The 17,608-nt window shown below is 69.1% G+C and carries 17 protein-coding genes and 2 pseudogenes; 8 read left to right on the forward strand and 11 right to left on the reverse strand.

Features of this window, described 5'->3' with window-relative positions; translation table 11 throughout:
• Nucleotide 1 precedes the first annotated feature (1 nt).
• Entirely contained in the window at nt 2–1,492 is a 1,491-nt protein-coding gene (locus B9D87_RS02495; protein WP_007774483.1) for an HNH endonuclease signature motif containing protein, read from the forward strand.
• 4 nt (nt 1,493–1,496) lie between these two features.
• On the opposite strand, the gene B9D87_RS02500 is transcribed toward B9D87_RS02495, so the two are convergent.
• Complete coding sequence (locus B9D87_RS02500) at nt 1,497–1,721, reverse strand: hypothetical protein (RefSeq protein ID WP_007774482.1); 225 nt, start codon at nt 1,719–1,721, stop codon at nt 1,497–1,499.
• A gap of 120 nt (nt 1,722–1,841) precedes the next feature.
• Entirely contained in the window at nt 1,842–2,327 is a 486-nt protein-coding gene (locus tag B9D87_RS02505) for an SRPBCC family protein (RefSeq protein WP_007774480.1), read from the reverse strand.
• A gap of 112 nt (nt 2,328–2,439) precedes the next feature.
• On the opposite strand from B9D87_RS02505, the pseudogene B9D87_RS02510 reads away from it, so the two are divergent.
• Nucleotides 2,440–3,467 (forward strand): annotated as a pseudogene (locus B9D87_RS02510) (Rv2578c family radical SAM protein).
• Nucleotide 3,468: 1 nt separating this feature from the next.
• Here B9D87_RS02510 and B9D87_RS02515 read toward each other — a convergent pair.
• Both B9D87_RS02515 and B9D87_RS02520 read right to left on the reverse strand, forming a co-directional pair.
• Nucleotides 3,469–5,049 carry a chloride channel protein gene (locus B9D87_RS02515; RefSeq protein ID WP_254425551.1) on the reverse strand — a complete coding sequence of 527 codons (1,581 nt, stop codon included), beginning with the start codon at nt 5,047–5,049 and terminating at the stop codon, nt 3,469–3,471.
• 104 nt (nt 5,050–5,153) lie between these two features.
• Nucleotides 5,154–6,755 carry a purple acid phosphatase family protein gene (locus B9D87_RS02520; protein WP_007774475.1) on the reverse strand — a complete coding sequence of 534 codons (1,602 nt, stop codon included), beginning with the start codon at nt 6,753–6,755 and terminating at the stop codon, nt 5,154–5,156.
• Between the two features lie 88 nt (nt 6,756–6,843).
• Between B9D87_RS02520 and B9D87_RS02525 the strand changes: the two genes are divergently transcribed.
• Nucleotides 6,844–7,272 (forward strand): Rv2576c family protein, encoded by a 429-nt coding sequence (locus B9D87_RS02525; protein WP_007774472.1) that lies wholly within the window; start codon nt 6,844–6,846, stop codon nt 7,270–7,272.
• On the opposite strand, the gene B9D87_RS02530 is transcribed toward B9D87_RS02525, so the two are convergent.
• Genes B9D87_RS02530 through B9D87_RS02540 form a run of 3 tightly spaced genes read right to left on the reverse strand, consistent with a single transcriptional unit; the run spans nt 7,273 to nt 9,748 of the window.
• Nucleotides 7,273–7,545, reverse strand: coding sequence for a gamma-glutamylcyclotransferase family protein (locus B9D87_RS02530; protein ID WP_007774469.1), 273 nt, complete (start codon nt 7,543–7,545; stop codon nt 7,273–7,275).
• On the reverse strand, nt 7,542–9,146 hold the full coding sequence (locus B9D87_RS02535; RefSeq protein WP_007774465.1) for an MFS transporter: 1,605 nt from the start codon (nt 9,144–9,146) through the stop codon (nt 7,542–7,544). The genes B9D87_RS02530 and B9D87_RS02535 overlap by 4 nt, the downstream gene beginning before the upstream one ends.
• Before the next feature lie 50 nt (nt 9,147–9,196).
• Nucleotides 9,197–9,748 carry a helix-turn-helix domain-containing protein gene (locus tag B9D87_RS02540; protein WP_007774463.1) on the reverse strand — a complete coding sequence of 184 codons (552 nt, stop codon included), beginning with the start codon at nt 9,746–9,748 and terminating at the stop codon, nt 9,197–9,199.
• Nucleotides 9,749–9,823: 75 nt separating this feature from the next.
• Between B9D87_RS02540 and B9D87_RS02545 the strand changes: the two genes are divergently transcribed.
• Together B9D87_RS02545 and B9D87_RS02550 are read left to right on the forward strand one after the other, a co-directional pair.
• Nucleotides 9,824–10,609, forward strand: a complete 786-nt coding sequence (locus B9D87_RS02545; protein ID WP_007774461.1) for an aldolase — start codon at nt 9,824–9,826, stop codon at nt 10,607–10,609.
• 36 nt (nt 10,610–10,645) lie between these two features.
• Nucleotides 10,646–11,527, forward strand: a complete 882-nt coding sequence (locus B9D87_RS02550; RefSeq protein WP_007774458.1) for a dihydrodipicolinate synthase family protein — start codon at nt 10,646–10,648, stop codon at nt 11,525–11,527.
• A gap of 6 nt (nt 11,528–11,533) precedes the next feature.
• Here the strand turns inward: B9D87_RS02550 and ypfJ are convergent, their stop codons facing one another.
• From ypfJ to B9D87_RS02565, 3 genes are read right to left on the reverse strand one after another with little or no spacing between them, the layout of a single operon-like run.
• Nucleotides 11,534–12,412: a KPN_02809 family neutral zinc metallopeptidase gene (ypfJ, locus tag B9D87_RS02555; RefSeq protein ID WP_007774455.1), complete on the reverse strand. Its 879-nt coding sequence runs from the start codon at nt 12,410–12,412 to the stop codon at nt 11,534–11,536.
• Between the two features lie 9 nt (nt 12,413–12,421).
• Entirely contained in the window at nt 12,422–12,919 is a 498-nt protein-coding gene (locus tag B9D87_RS02560; protein WP_007774453.1) for an SRPBCC family protein, read from the reverse strand.
• Between the two features lie 10 nt (nt 12,920–12,929).
• Entirely contained in the window at nt 12,930–13,817 is an 888-nt protein-coding gene (locus B9D87_RS02565) for an oxidoreductase (protein WP_174320967.1), read from the reverse strand.
• Between the two features lie 59 nt (nt 13,818–13,876).
• Here B9D87_RS02565 and aspS point away from each other — a divergent pair, with 59 nt between their 5' ends.
• The 3 genes and pseudogenes from aspS to B9D87_RS02580 all read left to right on the forward strand — a co-directional run bounded on the left by aspS (nt 13,877) and on the right by B9D87_RS02580 (nt 17,171).
• Entirely contained in the window at nt 13,877–15,652 is a 1,776-nt protein-coding gene (aspS, locus tag B9D87_RS02570) for an aspartate--tRNA ligase (RefSeq protein ID WP_007774448.1), read from the forward strand.
• Nucleotides 15,649–16,079, forward strand: a pseudogene (locus B9D87_RS02575) (nitroreductase family deazaflavin-dependent oxidoreductase). The gene aspS and the pseudogene B9D87_RS02575 overlap by 4 nt, the downstream one beginning before the upstream one ends.
• Before the next feature lie 3 nt (nt 16,080–16,082).
• Nucleotides 16,083–17,171, forward strand: coding sequence for an FUSC family protein (locus B9D87_RS02580; protein WP_007774446.1), 1,089 nt, complete (start codon nt 16,083–16,085; stop codon nt 17,169–17,171).
• Here B9D87_RS02580 and B9D87_RS02585 read toward each other — a convergent pair.
• The gene (locus B9D87_RS02585) at nt 17,168–17,557 is read right to left on the reverse strand and encodes an MmcQ/YjbR family DNA-binding protein (protein ID WP_007774445.1); all 390 of its coding nucleotides are present in this window, start codon (nt 17,555–17,557) and stop codon (nt 17,168–17,170) included. The genes B9D87_RS02580 and B9D87_RS02585 overlap by 4 nt on opposite strands.
• Nucleotides 17,558–17,608: the final 51 nt, after the last annotated feature.

Consider the following 17,608-nt stretch of genomic DNA (forward strand, 5'->3'; position numbering starts at 1 on the left):
CATGTTCGAAGAGGTGCGGGCCCGGTTCGACGAGCTTGTCGAGCGCCATCACCCGTCGGCGACGCCGGTGTCGGCGGGCCTGCTGAAGCGGATCGGAGCGGCCGCGCGGGCGGAGAACCGAGCCGCTGCCGCGCAGCTGGTAGCGATCGGTGAACTGTTTTCCTACCGGCTGTCACGCTGTTCGGAGACCGTGGAGTGGGCCGTCGACACCGAGGCGGCGGTCAGTGCCGAGGTCGCCGCCGAGTTGCGGATCGGCCAGGGACTGGCCGGGAGTCGCGTGCGCTATGCCCGCGCGATGCGCGAGCGGCTGCCGGAAGTGGGCGAGGTCTTCGCGGCCGGCGATATCGACTATCGAATGTTTCAAACGATCGTGTTCCGCACCGACCTGATCACCGACTCCGACGTGCTGAGCGCCGTGGACGCCACGCTGGCCGCCAAGGTCACCAGGTGGCCGTCGCTGAGCCAGGGCCGGTTGGCCGCGCAGGTGGACAAGATCGTCGCGCAAGCCGACACGGACGCGGTACGCCGCCGCAAGGAGAGCGTGGCCGATCGCGAGATCTGGATCGTCGACTGCGGCGATGGCATGTCGCATATCGAAGGCGGCCTGATGAGTCCGGACGCGCATGCGTTGGATAAACGATTGAATGCATTGGCGGCAACGGTGTGTGAGCATGATCCGCGCACCCGCGAGCAGCGCCGCGCTGATGCGTTGGGGGCGCTGGCGGCCGACGCGGATCGTTTGGGGTGTCGGTGCGGTCGATCGGATTGCGCGGCCGGCAAACGGCCCGCGTCGGGCCCGGTGGTGATTCATGTGATCGCCGAGCCGGCCACGCTGGATGGCGGTCAGATGCCGGGCGTCGAGATAGGTGGCGAGGGGTTGATCCCGCCGGAGTTGCTCGCCGAGTTGGCCGCCTCCGCCAGGCTGGCGCCGCTGGTTCATCCGACGGATGCACCTCCGGAGCCGGGTTACGTCCCGTCCAGGGCGCTGGCCGATTTCGTGCGCTGCCGGGACCTGACGTGTCGTTGGCCCGGGTGCGACCGCCCGGCCACCGACTGCGACCTCGACCATACGATCCCGTACGCCGACGGTGGTCCCACGCACGCGTCGAATCTCAAATCGTATTGCCGCACACACCATTTGGTGAAAACGTTTTGGGGCTGGCGGGATACCCAATTGCGCGATGGGACCCTGATCCTGACTTCCCCGTCGGGGCAGACCTATGTCACCACCCCGGGCAGCGCACTGCTGTTCCCCGGCTTGTGCGCGCCGACGGGCGCGGCCGCTTTGCGCCCGGTCACCAGCGCCGAGCCGTGTGGTGATCGGACGGCGATGATGCCCAGACGCCGCCGCACCCGGGCGCAAGACCGCACCGCACGGGTCGCCGCCGAACGCCGCCGCAATCGAATGGCGCGTCAGGTCGAAAAGCCTTCGTACACTTGGAGTTCCGACTTAACCCATGCCGTTGGCGACGGTGAGCCACCGCCCTTCTGACGCGCTATTTTTTGCTGGGAATGATGATCACGACGATCAACGTCAGGATCGAGAAGAACAGCCCAAGGATTCCCCAGCCCAGCGGGTTTCGGCCCTTCATCATGGCGATGACGCCGCAGACTATCGCGGCGATGATGCTGCCGATGGCGACGAAGATTCCCTTGATGCCACGGAGGATAAAGCCGGCCGCGACCGGGTCCGAACTCGCCAGAATTACCTGATGCAACATGACGGGTCCTTTCGTGAGGGGTCATGAGGTGATACCCGCGCGAATGTCGCGCAAAACAGCGCCGCCATTTGCCCGCTCACCCAAAGGCGATGAGCAACTCCGCGTGTGGCGCGGGCGGGGTTAGCCGCGCGGATAACCGCGGCGCACGGTGCGGTCGAGAATTCCGAGAGTCGCCCGCAATGCGCCCTCGGACAGGATCGGGAAAATTCCGGCTTCCCGCCACTTCGGGTCGATGTTCGACCAGTCGTAGAACGAGGTGACGACGGTGGCCGCGCCGTCCTCGGTGGGGGTGAGCGCGTAGCCGTAGACGTGGCCGATCGGCGGCTGGATCTGGCCGAGAACCGTCCAGGAGATCAGCCGATCCTGCTCGAACTCCTTGATGTCGACGGTGACGTCGTATCTGCCCAATTCCGGGAAATCGTTCAATGATTCGCGGTCCATGTGGACGACGAATTGGTCACCGGCGGCGCGCACCGGATCGCCCTCGGCGCCTTGCAACATCCCCGACGAGTCGATCGCCACGTGGCCCTGCGGGTCGCACAGCACCGCGAAGATGGCCGGGGCGGGCGCGGCGATGGTGCGGGAAGTCTCGATGCGTTCGGTCATGGTTCCTCGCGGCCGGCGTCAGACGGTACGGTCGTCGCTCACTGTACGACTCGCGCGTGCACGACGCGGCGCCACACTTGACTCGCCCTCGAACTAGTGTTCGAATAGCTGGATGCGCTGGGCGAACCAGGCCGTCGCGGTGAACGGGACGCCGGTCGAGGACGGGGCGCTGCCGGGGCTGCAGCGCATCGGCTTCCTGCGCAGCGTGCGCTCGCCGCAGTTCGACGGGATCACCTTCCACGAGGTGGTGTGCAAGTCCGCGCTGAACAAGGTGCCCAACGCGGCGGCGCTGCCGTTCCGCTATACCGTCAACGGCTATCGCGGCTGTTCGCATGCCTGCCGGTACTGCTTCGCCCGGCCCACCCACGAATACCTGGAGCTGGACTGCGGCAACGACTTCGACACTCAGGTCGTCGTCAAGACCAACGTCGTCGAGGTGCTGCGTCGCGAGCTGCGGCGGCCGTCCTGGCAGCGCGAGACCGTCGCGCTGGGCACCAACACCGATCCGTATCAGCGGGCCGAGGGCGCTACGCGCTGATGCCTGGCATCATCGGCGCGCTGGCCGAATCGGGCACGCCGCTGTCGATCCTGACCAAGGGCACGCTGCTGCGGCGCGACCTGCCGCTGATCAGCCAGGCCGCGTCGCAGGTTCCCGTCTCGGTCGCGGTGTCGCTGGCCGTCGGCGATCCCGAGCTGCACAAGGACGTCGAGCCCGGCACGCCCACGCCGCAGGCGCGGTTGGGCCTGATCAGCGCGATCCGTGCGGCCGGGCTGGACTGTCATGTGATGGTCGCGCCGGTGCTGCCGCATCTCACCGACTCCGCCGAGCAGCTCGACGGGCTGCTCGGCCAGATCGCGGCGGCCGGCGCCAGCAGCGTCACGGTTTTCGGCCTGCATCTGCGCAGCTCCACCCGGGGCTGGTTCATGGCGTGGCTGGCACGCTCGCATCCCGAGCTGGTCGGCCGCTATCGCGAGCTGTACCGCCGCGGCGCCTACCTGCCGCCGGGCTACCGCGACATGCTGCGGCAGCGGGCCGCGCCGCTGATCGCCAAGCATCGACTGGCCGGCGACCACCGCCCGTTCTCGCGAGCGGTCTCACCGGCGCCGGTGCCGAAAGCCGTTCAGGCGACGCTGTTTTGAGCTAGTCGGGCTCGACGACCCGGCGCGTCCGCCGCCGGGCGAAGGCGGTGAAGTGCCGGGTGCGCTGGGTGTCCTCGTTGATGTCGTGCAGGCGGGCGGCAAGCAGGTCCTGCAGCAGCAGGTGGCCTTGTTCGGTGCCCTCCGGCGACAGGACCCGCAGCGCGCGGCCCCCCGATTCGGCGAGGATGTTCGCGGCATGCCGCAGGGTGTCGCGGGTGCTGACGTCGCCGCCCGTGGGCATGTCCGCCGGCTCGGGACGCATGACGTCGGCGACGAAGAACGCTTCGAGCGGGTCGGTGGTGTAGTCGCGGGTCAGGTGCAACCCGCGCCGCGCGATCTTCTCGGTCAGAACGGATCGGTCGAGCATCATCACCGACGCGGCGTACGCGGTGGTCGAGGCCACGATCAAGGGGAGCAGCGAGGGCCAGGCGTGGGTGAGTTCGAGGGTGAACACGATGCCGGTCAGCGGCGAGCGCATGACGCCGCCCACCACCGCCGCCAGCCCGAGGATCGCCCAGAAACCGGGAAACACGTGCGGCATGCCTTGCCCCACCAGGGCTCCGAGCGCGCCGCCGATCATGAACACCGGCGCGAGCACGCCGCCCGAGGTGCCCGAACCCAACGACAGTGACCAGATGGCGGTCTTCACGATGAGGATGCCGACGATCAACGACAGGGTGGCGCGGCCGGTGAGCAGCGCGTCGATCACGTCGTAGCCGACGCCGAGGGCCCGCGGCTCGATCAGCCCGCCCACCCCGATCACCAGGCCGCCGATCGCGGGCCACCACATCCAGTGGATCGGCAGGCGGGAGAAGGCGTCCTCGGCCAGGTACACCAACCGCGTCGCGGCGATGGCGACCACCGCGCCGCACGCCCCGATCACGAGCGCCAGCAGGTCGATCTTCCAGTCGACGCGGCTCAGGTGCGCAACGTCGACCGGGAAGACCGGGTCGCCGCCGAGAATGAACTGGCGTACGACGGTCGCGACGACGACCGCCGCGGTCACCGGAATCAGGCTGCGGGGCCGCCATTCGAAGAGCAGCAGCTCGACCGCCAGCAGGATGGACGCCAGCGGCGAATTGAAGGTGGCCGCCATCCCGCCGGCGGCTCCGGAGACCAGCAGGATCTTGCGCTCGTCGGCGGTCAGATGCAGGTGTTGGGCGAGGATCGACCCGAGCGCGCCGCCGGTCATGATGATCGGCCCCTCGGCGCCGAACGGGCCGCCGGTGCCGATGCTGATCGCGGCCGAAATGGGTTTGAGGATGGCGACTTTCGGTTCGACACGGCTGCCCTGGGTGAGAATCGCCTCGATCGCTTCGGGCATCCCGTGACCGCGGATCTTCTCCGAGCCGAGCCGCGCCATGACGCCGACAACCAGGCCGCCGGCGACTGGGGCGCCCAGCAACAACCACCACGGATGGGGGTGGGACCCCGGCGCCACCAGGCCGACGGCCCAGCGCTGGTAGAAGACGAGGTTGGTGACCAGCCCGATCAACCGGAGCAGGCACCACGCGGCGCCGGCGGCGAGCGCCCCGATCGGCACCGCGAGCGCCGTGATCAGCAGCATGCGCCGATCGACCACGAAGTCCGCCAAGCGGCCCCGGCGACCGGACCACCCGGCGATTCAACCATTTTCGAAGTATTTCACAGGGATAAAATCCGCTGTGGTCATGTTGCTGGGTCGGGCTAGCCGGCCTTGTCTCCGCGCGGCTTGGTGAGCGTGAATTCGTCGATCACGGCGACCTCACCGGACGGCCCCCGCAGCGCGTAGTGCGTCGCCTTGATCGAGGTGTCGCCGCCGGGCTGGCCCGGGTCGACGTCGAATGCCACGAAGCCATAAGGGTTTTCGCGGTCACGAAACGCCGACCACGGAGCGTCCTCCAGCACGTAGATCGGGGCCTTGCGCCCCAGTCCGGGATCGAAGGCGCCCACGCCGGTGACCACGCGGCACCGGAGATCGGGGAAGAACATCGCGTTGCTCGGCGCGGAGGTGCCGCCGCCACCGATGACCAGATGCACAGTGCCGCGCGTGGCGTCGATGACGTCGTTTCGGGTGTCGACGGGTATCGGCGTGCGGGTGTCGGTGCCCAGCGCGCCGCGCAGCGGATGGGAGCGCTCGTAATGGTGCTCGTGGCCGCACACCACCAGGTCCACCCGGTACTGGTCGAACAGCGGCAGCCATTCCTCGCGGATGCCCAGGTCGGCGCCGTTGGTCTTGTCGGCGGTGGAGATCGCCGTCTGGTGCATGCACACGACGATCCAGTCGATGTCCGGGTCGTGCCGGGCCGCGGCCAGTTCGCTTGCCAGCCAGCGTTTTTGCTCGCCGCCGGAGTAGCCGTGCACGTAGAAGTTGCCGCCGTCCTGGAAGGCGACGTCGTCGTTGCTCAGGCTGATCACGCGGACCGAGCCGGCGGTGAACGAGTACCACATGCCGCGGGTCTCGGGGCTGGACCCGGAATCGGGTACCGCGAAGTAGGCCTGATACGCCCCGTAACCGATTGGCCCGTTACCCAATTCGTTCTCGTGATTGCCGGCCGCCGGCATCCAGGGCCGGTACCGCGCCGAGCGGGTGTTGTTCTCGAACCAGTTCGACCACGTGCGCACCCGGTCGCGGGCCAGGTTGGCGTAGCACAGGTCGCCGTTGACCAGGTTGAACAGCGGCCCCATCCGTTCGATCGCCATGGTGGTGTCGGCCGCGGCCGGCGAGCCGATGTTGTCGGTGGCGTACCTGCCGTCGGGCATCTTGGCCAGTGCCGGTGTGGACTGGTCACCGAAGCTGGTGAACAGCAGCCGTTTTCGGCCTGCCGGCGCGGTGCGCACGGTGCCCTGCTCCGGTTCCGCGCCGTCGTGCACCGCGGCGTACACGTAGTCGGTGTCGGGGGTGAGGTCGGTCAGCCTGGCGTGGTTGACGCGAACTTCGGTGCCCGACTTCGCGTCCCGATAGGTGCGGGTTTCCGCGGCGACCGTGCGACCGAAACCGGACGTCGGCGTCCCGAGCAGCACCCGCGGATTGCGCACCGCGCCGGTGGTGTGCCAGGACACCACCACTTCGGCGCCGGCGTTCTTCCCGAACTGCAGGTGCAGCCCGCCGACCGGCGGCGCGCCGTGGCGATCGGGTTGCAGCCAGGCCATCGGGCCCCGCGGGCGTGACCACAGCAGCACGGCACCGCCGCCGATGCCCACCCCCAGGGCGGCCGACACCGCCCCGGTCGTCAGCAACCGACGGCGGGTCACCGGCGCTTCGGCGCTGTCGGCCCGTTTCGGGGCCGGACGCGTCTCCTCGCTCATGCTTGCTTCATACCGGAGCCGGGCAACCGCGGGCACAGCTGCCGGTAAACAGCGAATCGCCGCTAACGAATCCGGTAGCGTTTTCGATATGACGAACGTGCACAGGACAGCGAGCGCGATCTCGGCGGTGACGCTGGCAATGGCCGCGGGGGCGGTGCTGACGCCGGCGACGGCGCAGGCCGACGGCCACCAGGTGACGTACACCGTGACGAGCCCGAACAATCTGACCGCCAACGTCTCCTACGTGAACGCCGACCCGCCCAACCAGGCCGCCTTCACCGCGGACCCGTCGAAGTTCTCGACCAGCGTGCAGGCGCCGCTCAGCGGCGGAACGCCGGTCACCTACACCGCCACGCTGGCGAACCCCAAACAGTTCGCGAGCATCACCGCCAGCGGCATGCTGCACTGGCCGGATTCGGGCAACGGCCCCGCCCAGTTCCACTGCGAGATCGCCGTGGACGGCCAGGTGGTCGCGCAGCAGGACGCCACCACCACCGTCACCTGCCGACCCAGCTAGTCAGCCGGCAAACACGTACACCCACGCGGTCGGGCCGGAGCGCAGCGGCACCTCGATGCGTCGATAGTCGTCCACCTCGTACGCGTCGGCGGCGGCCAGCTCGGTTTCGCTGATAGCGAACACCGTGCCGTCCACGTGCGCGTCGCTGATGGTGACGTAGTCCAGGTGGTAGCCGACGATCGCGTCGCGGTGGCCGGTGAGCTCGCGGCCGAAGGTCGCGCGCTGGACCTCGGGCTGCTGCGGCGTGCCGTAGGAGAACAACAGCTGGATCATCGGTGCACCCGCAGCGCCAGGTAGTACTCGTGCTGCCGGGCGCTGTCGACGGTGTAGCTCACCGCGGTCGCCAGGCCGTCGTGGTCGGACTCCAGCCAGCGCTCGGTGTGCTGGTGCTGAAACTCGGTCCAGGACGGCACGGTGAACCGCTCGAGGACCGCGTCAGGGTCTTCGATGCTGTGATAGAGCCGCCAGCTGTGTCCGCCGGTGCGTAGCCGCGATCTGCGCACGGCGCTCATCGCCTTGACGAACTCCTGAAGTTTGTCCGCCGCCACCCGATAGCGGATGGCCACCAGGACCGGTCCGTCGTTGGGGCAGGGTTCGAACACGACCATGGGCGACGGCCATGCCCTGGAGATGTCCCGGCTGAGCTTGCCGGTGGATGGCCGCAAGGGGAGAACGGCGACGCTGAGGGCGGCGGCGCCCAGGAACGCGGCCGACACGACGAGCGCCAGATCAAGCCCCCACCGGGTGGCGATCGCGCCCCACAGGTAGGACCCGAATGCCTGGGAGCCCGTGAATACCAGGAGATACACCGACAATCCGCGGGCCCGCACCCATTGCGGCAGGTGGAGTTGCGCCGCGGCGTTCAGCGTCGTCAAGGTGATCAGCCAGGTCGTCCCGGACAGCACCAGCAGCGGCGCCGCCGCGGCGAACGGCAGCCACACCACCGCGAGCGGTGCCAGTGCGTACGCGGCGGCCGAAACGGCCAGCAGGGCGTTGGGTGGCACCTTCTGACGCAGCGCGCCGGGCACCGCGACGGCCAGCACCGCGCCAAAGCCGATGGCGCCCAACGCCACACCGTAGCCACCGGCCCGCAGGTGCCAGCGGTCGGCGGCGGCCACCGGGAGCAGCGCCAGCAGCGCCGAGGCCGGAAACACGAAAAGGGCTGTGCGCAAGAGGATCCTGCGGAAGATGGGGCCGTTGGCGACGTACCGGAAGCCGGTGACGATGGCCTGGCTGAAGTGTTCCCGTTCGACGGGCGGCTCTTGTCTGGGTCGACGCCACGTCGCCAGGGCGACGATGATGCCGGCGAAGGATATCGCGTTGATGGCGAAGACGGCCCCGGGGCCGGTCGCCGCCAGCACCACGCCGCCGATCGCGGGCCCGACCACGCGGGCGATGTTCACCGAGACGCTGGCCAGCGTCGCCGCGGCCGGAATCTGCTCGCGCGTGACGACCTCGGGTTGGATGGCCTGCCAGGCCGGCGCGGTCAGGGCCGAGGCGAAGCCGACCGCCAGGGTGAACAGCAACAGCGACGTCGGGGTGAGGGTGCCGAGGAACGTCAGCACGGCCAGGGCCAGGGTCACCAGCACCGCGTACGACTGCAAAAAGATCAGCAGGCGCCGCCGGTCGAAGAGGTCGGCCAGCGCCCCCGCGAAGAAGCCCAGCAGCAGCGTGGGTCCCAGGCTCGCGGTTTGAACCAGGGCCACGACGACGGGGCTGCTGTGGTCTTCGATCAGGAACCATTGTGCGGCGACGCTTTGCATCCAGGTCCCGACGTTGGAGACGAACTGCGCGATGAACAACGCGCGGAACACGCGATTGCGCAGCGGTGCCCAGGCGGATGCCTGCGGGTCCTCGGCATGCGGTGAAGGCATTCGGCAACGCCTTTCGCGTTCTGCGGGAGGAAGCGACGGGGGATAGCAGTCTAGGACACAAAGATGTCGCCGGCGCTGCGGGCGCCGGGCTCGGCATGCGCGACAACGACGACTTCGGCGCGTTCGGCGCCGACCGCCCGGATCTTGTGGCTGACCGAGGCGTCGAAATAGGCGCTGTCGCCCGGCCCGAGCGTGAACGTCTGGTCCCCGTAATCGAGTTCGACGGTTCCGGCGTGCACGAACACGAATTCCTGGCCGGCGTGGTCGGGATGGGGATCGTCGGCAAGCTGCTCGGTGGGGCGAACCACGAACGGCGACATCGACTTTCCCAGCAGCGACGAGGCGAGCACCCGGTAGCGCTCTCCCTCGGCGTGGTCGGTGGCACGCTCGACGGTGATCTTCTCCTGCGCCGCCTCCTCGGAGAACAGCCGCCCCACGTCGACGTCGAGGGCCTTGGCGACCTTGAGGGCCACCGCGATCGACGGTGTGCTGCAACGGCGTTCGATCTTGGACAGGTAGCTCTTGGTCAGCCCGGTCTGCCGGGCCAATTCCTCCAGGGTGAGGCCGCGTTGCTTGCGGACGGCGCGCAGCAGTGCGGTCACGGGCCACCCCTCTCATGACACAAGGTTTCCTATAGTGATAATATTGTGTCACACGTTCGCGTCGAGGGAGCCGTCATGGCCAACACGTTCACCGAGTCGAAGTCCGAACTGATGCGCCGGGCCGCCGAGCAGTTGACGGCCAACGTCGCCGATTCGCAGTTGACCACCCGCCAGAAGCTGGCCCTGACGTGCCGCGCGCTGTTCGACGCCGGGCATGACTCCGGGCTGGCCGGGCAGATCACCGCCCGCGCCGAGGCGGACGGCACCTATTACACCCAGCGGCTGGGCCTGGGGTTCGACGAGATCACCGACGGCAACCTGCTGCTGGTCGACGAGGACCTCAACGTGCTCGACGGTGACGGAATCGCGAACCCCGCCAACCGTTTTCACAGCTGGATCTATCGCGCCCGACCCGACGTCCAGTGCATTGTGCACACCCACGCGTTCCACGTCGCGGCGCTGTCGATGCTGGAAGTCCCGCTGATCGTCTCCCACATGGACACCACGCCGCTCTACGACGACTGCGCGTTCTTGCCGAAGTGGCCGGGCGTGCCGGTGGGCAACGAAGAGGGCGAGATCATCAGCGCCGCCCTCGGCGACAAGAAGGCGGTGCTGCTGGCGCACCACGGCCACGTCATCGCCGGTGCCAGCGTCGAGGAGGCGTGTTCGTTGGGAATCCTCATCGAGCGCGCCGCCAAACTGCAGCTGGCCGCCATGGCCGCCGGAACCGTCAAGGAACTGCCCGAAGCGCTGGCCCGCGAGGCCCACGACTGGACGCTGTCACCGCAGCGCAGCCGCGCCAACTTCGCCTACTACGCCCGCCGCGCCCTGGCCCGGCACCCCGACGTGCTGACCAGCTGAACCCTTATCCGCCAACATAATCCGAGGAGCCCCGCTGTGCCGCAGACGCCCACGCCCAAGATCCACGGCATCATCGCCTACCCGGTGACCCCGTTCTCCGAACAGGGGATCGACACCGAACGGCTGGGCGCGCTGGTCGAGCGGCTGGTGTCCGCCGACGTGCACGCGATCGCGCCGCTGGGCAGCACCGGCGAACTGGCGTACCTTGAGGAACCCGAATTCGACACCGTCGTCGACACCACCATCGCCACCGTGGCCGGCCGCGTCCCGGTGATCGTCGGGGTGTCGGATGTGACCACCGCCAAGACCATTCGGCGCGCCACCTACGCCCAGCAGGCCGGGGCCGACGCGGTGATGATCCTGCCGGTGTCCTACTGGAAGCTCACCGAGCGCGAGATCTTCCAGCATTACCGCGCCATCAGCGACGCCATCTCCATCCCGATCATGGCCTACAACAACCCGGCCACCAGCGGCGTCGACATGCCTCCCGAGCTGCTGGTGCGCATGTTCGAGGGCATCGACAACGTCACCATGGTCAAGGAATCCACCGGTGACCTGACCCGGATGCAGCGCATCGCCGAACTGTCCGGCAACCGGTTGCCCTTCTACAACGGCAGCAACCCGCTGGTGCTCGACGCGCTGAAGGCCGGAGCGTCCGGATGGTGCACGGCCGCACCGAATCTGCGGCCCCAACCCTGCATCGACCTGTACGAGGCGGTGCGCGCGCAAGACCTCGAGACCGCGCAGAAGCTCTACGACGATCTCAAGCCGCTGCTCACGTTCATCGTCGCGGGCGGGCTGGCCACCACCGTGAAGGCCGGCCTGGAGCTGCTCGATTTCGGAGTCGGCGACCCGCGCGCGCCGCTCTTGCCGCTCGACGAGCAGGGCCGCGCCGAGCTGCGGAGCCTGCTGGCCTAGCGGCGACTAACCGAGGTCGGGCGCGGAGAAGGTGTCACACTTCTTCGGGTCACCGGTCTGGTAGCCGATGGTGAACCACTTCTGCCGCTGCTCTGAGGAGCCGTGCGTCCAGGACTCGGGGTTGACCCGGCCGGTGGACTCCTTCTGGATCCGGTCGTCGCCCACCGACGCCGCCGCGGAGAGCGCATCGGCGATGTCCTTGTCGCTCAACGGTTCCAGGTAGGGCACGCCGGTGCTCTCCTGCTTGACCGTGGAGGCGTAGTGCGCCCAGATGCCGGCGTAGCAGTCGGCCTGTAGCTCGGTGCGCACGCCGTTGCCGCCGGCGCCCTGCGCGCCCTGCTGCGAGCGGCCGAGCAGGCCCTGCAGCTGCTGCACGTGATGGCCGTATTCGTGGGCGACCACATACTCCTGGGCGAACGGCCCACCGCTGGAACCGAATCGATCGACCAGCTCCTGGAAGAAGTCGGTGTCGAAGTACGCCGTCTGGTCGACCGGGCAGTAGAACGGACCGACCGCGGTGGTGGCCGCCCCGCAACCGGTGCTCACCCGGCCGGTGAACAGCCTGACGTGGGGCCGGGTGTAACCCGGCAGCAGCTGGTGCCACACCGCGTCCACGGAGTTGCCGGTCGCGACCACGCGGCACTGCACGTACTTGTTGGCGTCGGCGCCGGTCTTGCACTGGCTCAGGTCGAAACCGGGCGCCGAGTAGCCGCCGGTGTTGGTCTGCTGGGAATTCATCACGCGGCCGGGATCGACGCCAAGGAACAGCGCGCCGATGAGGATGAGCAGCCCCAGCCCGCCACCCCCGACGGCCATTCCCATGCCGCCCCCACCGGAGGAGGACGCGGTGCTGGTGTCGATCTGCATGCCCTCGTTGAAGGTCATGGCGCGCTCCTAACGTTGCCGGGTCGCAAGGGAGTCGGTGTAGCTGCGCAGGTTGCGCAGGTAGCGGCGCAGGGCCAGGTTCAGCAGCGGCCCCACCACGACCATCGCCAGCTTCGCCGGCCCGGCCGGTTTCTGGGCCATGGTCCAGGTCAGTCGGCAGCCCCCCGGGATGGTCTCGACCCGGTAATCCTCGGCGAAGGCCACCACGGATTTGGTCGAGCATTCATTGAACCGAAAGGCCATGTGCGTGAAGGGTTCCCAGGCGAGGAATTCTTCGTTGCCGACGATTCCGCCGCGCATCTCGACGACGCGGGTGGTCCCGACGCCGCGCGGCTCGGGGCTGGTCCAGGTCACCTTCGTGATCACCTTCGCCCACCGCGGCCAGGACTGGGCGTCGGACAGCACGTCGAACAGCTGCTCGGGGGTGATCGCCAGGTCGACGCTGTTGCGGAAGCGAAACGGCGCGCTGTCGGTGAAGCTGGTATCGACGCGCTCGCAGGGGAACATGACAAACAACTTAGCCGGGGCCGTCGCTGGCCGCGGCCAGTAACGGCACTATGACGTCGCTGATCGGCGTGGCCAGGCCGTGGGCCCGGCCCTTGCGGACGATCACGCCGTTGCGGATGTCCCATTCCATCGGGCGCTGCTGTTCCGCGTCGGTCAGGATCGACGTGCCCAGGTCCTCGGCGGCGTTGCGGAACATGCCGACCAACTCGTCGGCCACGCCGTCGGCCAGCCGGGCGCCCTCGGCCCGCGCCACCGCCAGGCACTCGGCGACATAGCGCCGCGACAGCGCGGCCACGTCGTCGCGGCGGAACATCCCGGACCGCCTGCGCGCCAGCGCCATGAACCCCGCCAGGGCGTTGGTGAGCAGCTTGTGCCAGGCCGCGGTGATGATGTCGGGGTCGCACTCCACCCGGCAGCCGGCGCCGCGCAGCAGCTCGGCGACGGCCTGCCCGGACGGCCCGCTGGGCAGCACCAGGGCCGGCTCGGTGCGCAACCGCACCCATCCCTCGGGCTGGGTCTGGGCCGAGTACCACACGATGCCGGGGATGACGGGGGACAGCGGGCAGTGCGGCTGCACCTGTTCGACCTGCTCGACGCCGTTCTGCAGCACCACGACGATGGTGTGGACGTCGCACAGCCGGGCCAGCCAGCCGGCCGCCGCGTCGTTCTGGGTGGCCTTGACGGCCAGCAGCACCACGTCCACCGGCCCGGTCACCTCGGCGGGATCGGTGCGCACCGGCCCGGGGACGACGATGGGGTCGGCCCCGTCGGGCCGCAGTTCGATGGCGTCGCGCGGGGTGCGGCCGCACACCATCACCGAATGACCGGCGCGGTAGAGCAGCGCGGCGGCCGTCGTGCCGACGGCGCCGGGACCGACTAGGGCGATGTGGGTGGCAATAGCACCGAAGTTACCTGCTCTAGACTTGGCTTTCGTTTCAGACCAAGGGGAGTGTTTTCGTGCTGCGCAGTCACGCCGCGGGTTCGCTGGACAGTAGCGACGCCGGGCAGCAGGTGACGCTAGCGGGCTGGGTGGCCCGCCGCCGCGACCACGGCGGCGTCATCTTCATCGACCTGCGCGACGCCTCCGGGATCGCCCAGGTGGTGTTCCGCGAAACGGACGTGCTGGCCCAGGCGCACCGGCTGCGCGCCGAGTTCTGTGTCGCGGTCACCGGTGTGGTCGAGATCCGGCCGGAGGGCAACGCCAACCCGGAGATCGCCACCGGCGACATCGAGGTCAACGCCACCACGCTGACCGTGCTGGGGGAGAGTGCGCCACTGCCGTTCCAGCTCGACGAGCCGGCGGGCGAAGAGCTGCGGCTGAAGTACCGCTACCTGGACCTGCGCCGCGACGGCCCCGCCGAGGCGATCCGGTTGCGCTCCAAGGTGAATGCCGCCGCGCGGGCGGTGCTCGCCCAACATGACTTCGTCGAGATCGAAACCCCGACGATCACCCGGTCGACACCGGAAGGGGCGCGCGACTTCCTGGTGCCGGCCCGGCTGCACCCCGGCTCGTTCTACGCGCTGCCGCAGAGTCCGCAGCTGTTCAAGCAGCTGTTGATGGTGGCCGGCATGGAGCGCTACTACCAGATCGCCCGCTGCTACCGCGACGAGGACTTCCGCGCCGACCGCCAGCCGGAGTTCACCCAGCTCGACATGGAGCTGAGCTTCGTCGACGCCGAGGACGTCATCGCCATCTCCGAGGAGATCCTGTCCGCGCTGTGGGCGCTGATCGGCTACCGGATCCCGACGCCCATCCCGCGGATCAGCTACGCCGACGCGATGCGGCGATTCGGCTCCGACAAGCCGGACATGCGCTTCGGTCTCGAGCTCGTCGAGTGCACAGAGTTCTTCAAAGACACCACATTTCGCGTCTTCCAGGCGCCGTACGTCGGCGCCGTGGTGATGCCCGGCGGCGCCTCGCAGCCGCGGCGCACGCTGGACGGCTGGCAGGAGTGGGCCAAGCAGCGCGGGCACCGCGGCCTGGCCTACGTGCTGATCGCCGACGACGGCACGCTGGGCGGCCCGGTCGCCAAGAACCTATCCGACGCCGAGCGCGACGGGTTGGCCGCGCACGTGGGGGCGAAGCCGGGCGATTGCGTCTTCTTCTCGGCGGGCCCGGCCAAGCCGTCGCGGGCCCTGCTCGGGGCCGCCCGCGGTGAGATCGCCCGCCGGCTCGACCTGATCGATCCCGACGCCTGGGCGTTCGTCTGGGTGGTGGACCCGCCGCTGTTCGAGCCCGCCGACGATGCGACCGCCGCCGGCGACGTCGCCGTCGGGTCCGGGGCGTGGACCGCGGTGCACCACGCGTTCACCTCGCCCAAGCCCGGGCACGAGGGCGACATCGAGACCGACACCGGCAACGTGCTCGCCGACGCCTACGACATCGTCTGCAACGGCAACGAGATCGGCGGCGGATCGATCCGTATCCACCGCCGCGACATCCAGGAGCGGGTGTTCGCGGTGATGGGCCTGGACCACGCCGAGGCCCAGGAGAAATTCGGATTCCTGTTGGAGGCCTTCACCTTTGGCGCACCCCCGCACGGCGGGATCGCGTTCGGCTGGGACCGGATCAACGCGCTGCTGTCCGGGGTGGACTCCATCCGCGAGGTGATCGCCTTCCCGAAGACCGGCGGCGGCGTCGACCCGCTGACCGATGCGCCGGCGCCCATCACCGCCCAGCAGCGCAAGGAGTCCGGAATAGACGCCAAACCCGAAAAGGTTGACCGGGCATGACCGACTTCCATGACACCGCAACCATCAAGGCGTTCAATAAGAACGTCGTCGAGGAATTCCGGGCCAACGGCGGCAAGGTCGCCGGGCCGTTCGCAGACGCCGAATTGCTGCTTCTGACCTCCACCGGCGCCAAGTCCGGCCAGCCCCGGGTGTCTCCGCTGGCCTATTTCAACATCGATGACAAGCTGGTCGTCATCGGCTCCTTCCACGGCGCCGCCTTCGATCCGGCCTGGGTGCACAACCTGCGGGCCGACCCGCGGGCACGCATCGAGGTCGGGACCGACGCGTTCGATGTGACGGCGCGCGAACTGCCCCCGCCGAGCGCGAGGAGCTCGTCCCGAAGCTGACGGAGCTGGCGCCGGTGTTCGCCGAGTCCCAGGCCAAGATCAGCCGGGTGATTCCGCTCTTCGAGTTAAACCGGACCTAGCCGGTGGGCGCGTCGCGGCGGGCGGTGCCATCGCTGGTTCTCGCCGCCGCGCGCGCGGGCAGTAAACGGCTGCGGCCGGTCTGGTTCAACCTGGTGCAGACCGCGGTGGCCGCGGGCCTGTCCTGGTATCTGGCGCACGACGTCCTGGAACACCCGCAGCCGTTCTTCGCACCGATCGCCGCCGCGGTGTCGTTGTCGACCAGCAACGTGCTGCGCGCGCAGCGCGCCATCCAGATGATGATCGGGGTGACCCTGGGCATCGGGGTGGGCTCGCTGGCGCAGGCGCTGCTCGGTGCCGGCGACGTGCCCATCGCGGTGGCCGCGCTGGTGGCGCTGGGCGCCGCGGTCTTCATCGGGGGCGGTTTCATCGGGCACGGCATGATGTTCGCCAACCAGACCGTGGTGTCGGCGATCCTGGTGCTGGCCCTCTACCGCGGCGGCGTCGGCCTGGAACGCATCTTCGACGCGCTGATCGGCGGTGCGGTGGCCATCGTCTTCGCCGTCGTGCTGTTTCCCGCGGACCCGCTCAAGGTGCTGCGCAATGCCCGCGTCGGCGTGCTCGGGGTGCTGCACGACGTGCTGTCCCGGGCCGCGGACGTCGCCGTCGGCCGCAAGGAGCCGCCGCCGGACTGGCCGCTGACGGCCGTCGACCGGGTGCACGAACAACTCAGCGGGCTGCTCGAGGCGCGTACCACGGCGCGCCACGTGGTCACGATCGCGCCGCGGCGGTGGCGCCTGCGGACCGCGATCCGCGCCGCCGATCATCAGGCGGTGCACGTGGCCCTGCTGGCCGGCTCGGTGCTGCAACTGGCCCGCGCCGTCTCGCCGGGCCCGGATCCAAGTCCGGAAGGTGGCCGCGAGCGCGTTCCGCAGTCCGTGCCGACCGTGCTGGTGGTGCTGGCGGCCGCGATCGCGCTCGCCGACACCGACCCCGCCGGCGCGTGCGCGTACACGGCCTCGGCCCGTCACCACGCCGCGGACCTGCAGTCCGGCGCGCGCGAGAGGACGCAGGTGGTGCTCGCCGACGTCGTCAGCGCGTGCGTCGACGACCTGCAACGGGTCATCGACCTCCGGCACGTCCGAGCTCTCTAGCGCGAGTCGGCCAGGAACTCCTGAACCAGCTTCCGCGGCGCCTGAATCAGCCAGGCCTCGGTGATCAGCTCCTCGAGATCGCGCACCGAGATTTCGGCCAGGTTGACCAGCACCGCGGGATAGCCGTCGAAATGCGGTGTGGTGAAGTAAGTCCCGGGCTCGTCGTCGATCAGCGCGAACTTGACGCCCTCGTCGGACACCCGCACCCCGAGGATGTCGCCCTGCGGCGGTCGGGGGCCGTTGCGCTCCAGCGCCTCGCGCTCCGAGGGCCGCAGCGGCCGCTCCCAGGCCAGCAGCTTCTTGCCGACCCGCCAGTCATGCGGTGACGGCTCGGAGGTGAGTGCCAGCTCACCAACGATTCGGGCGACCTCGCCCCACGTGGCCACAACACGATTGTGCTCTCGTTTTGGCCCGAATGCCGTTGGATCGGCAAACGA

It is taken from the genome of Mycobacterium colombiense CECT 3035, from assembly GCF_002105755.1.
Taxonomy (GTDB): Bacteria; Actinomycetota; Actinomycetes; order Mycobacteriales; family Mycobacteriaceae; genus Mycobacterium; species Mycobacterium colombiense.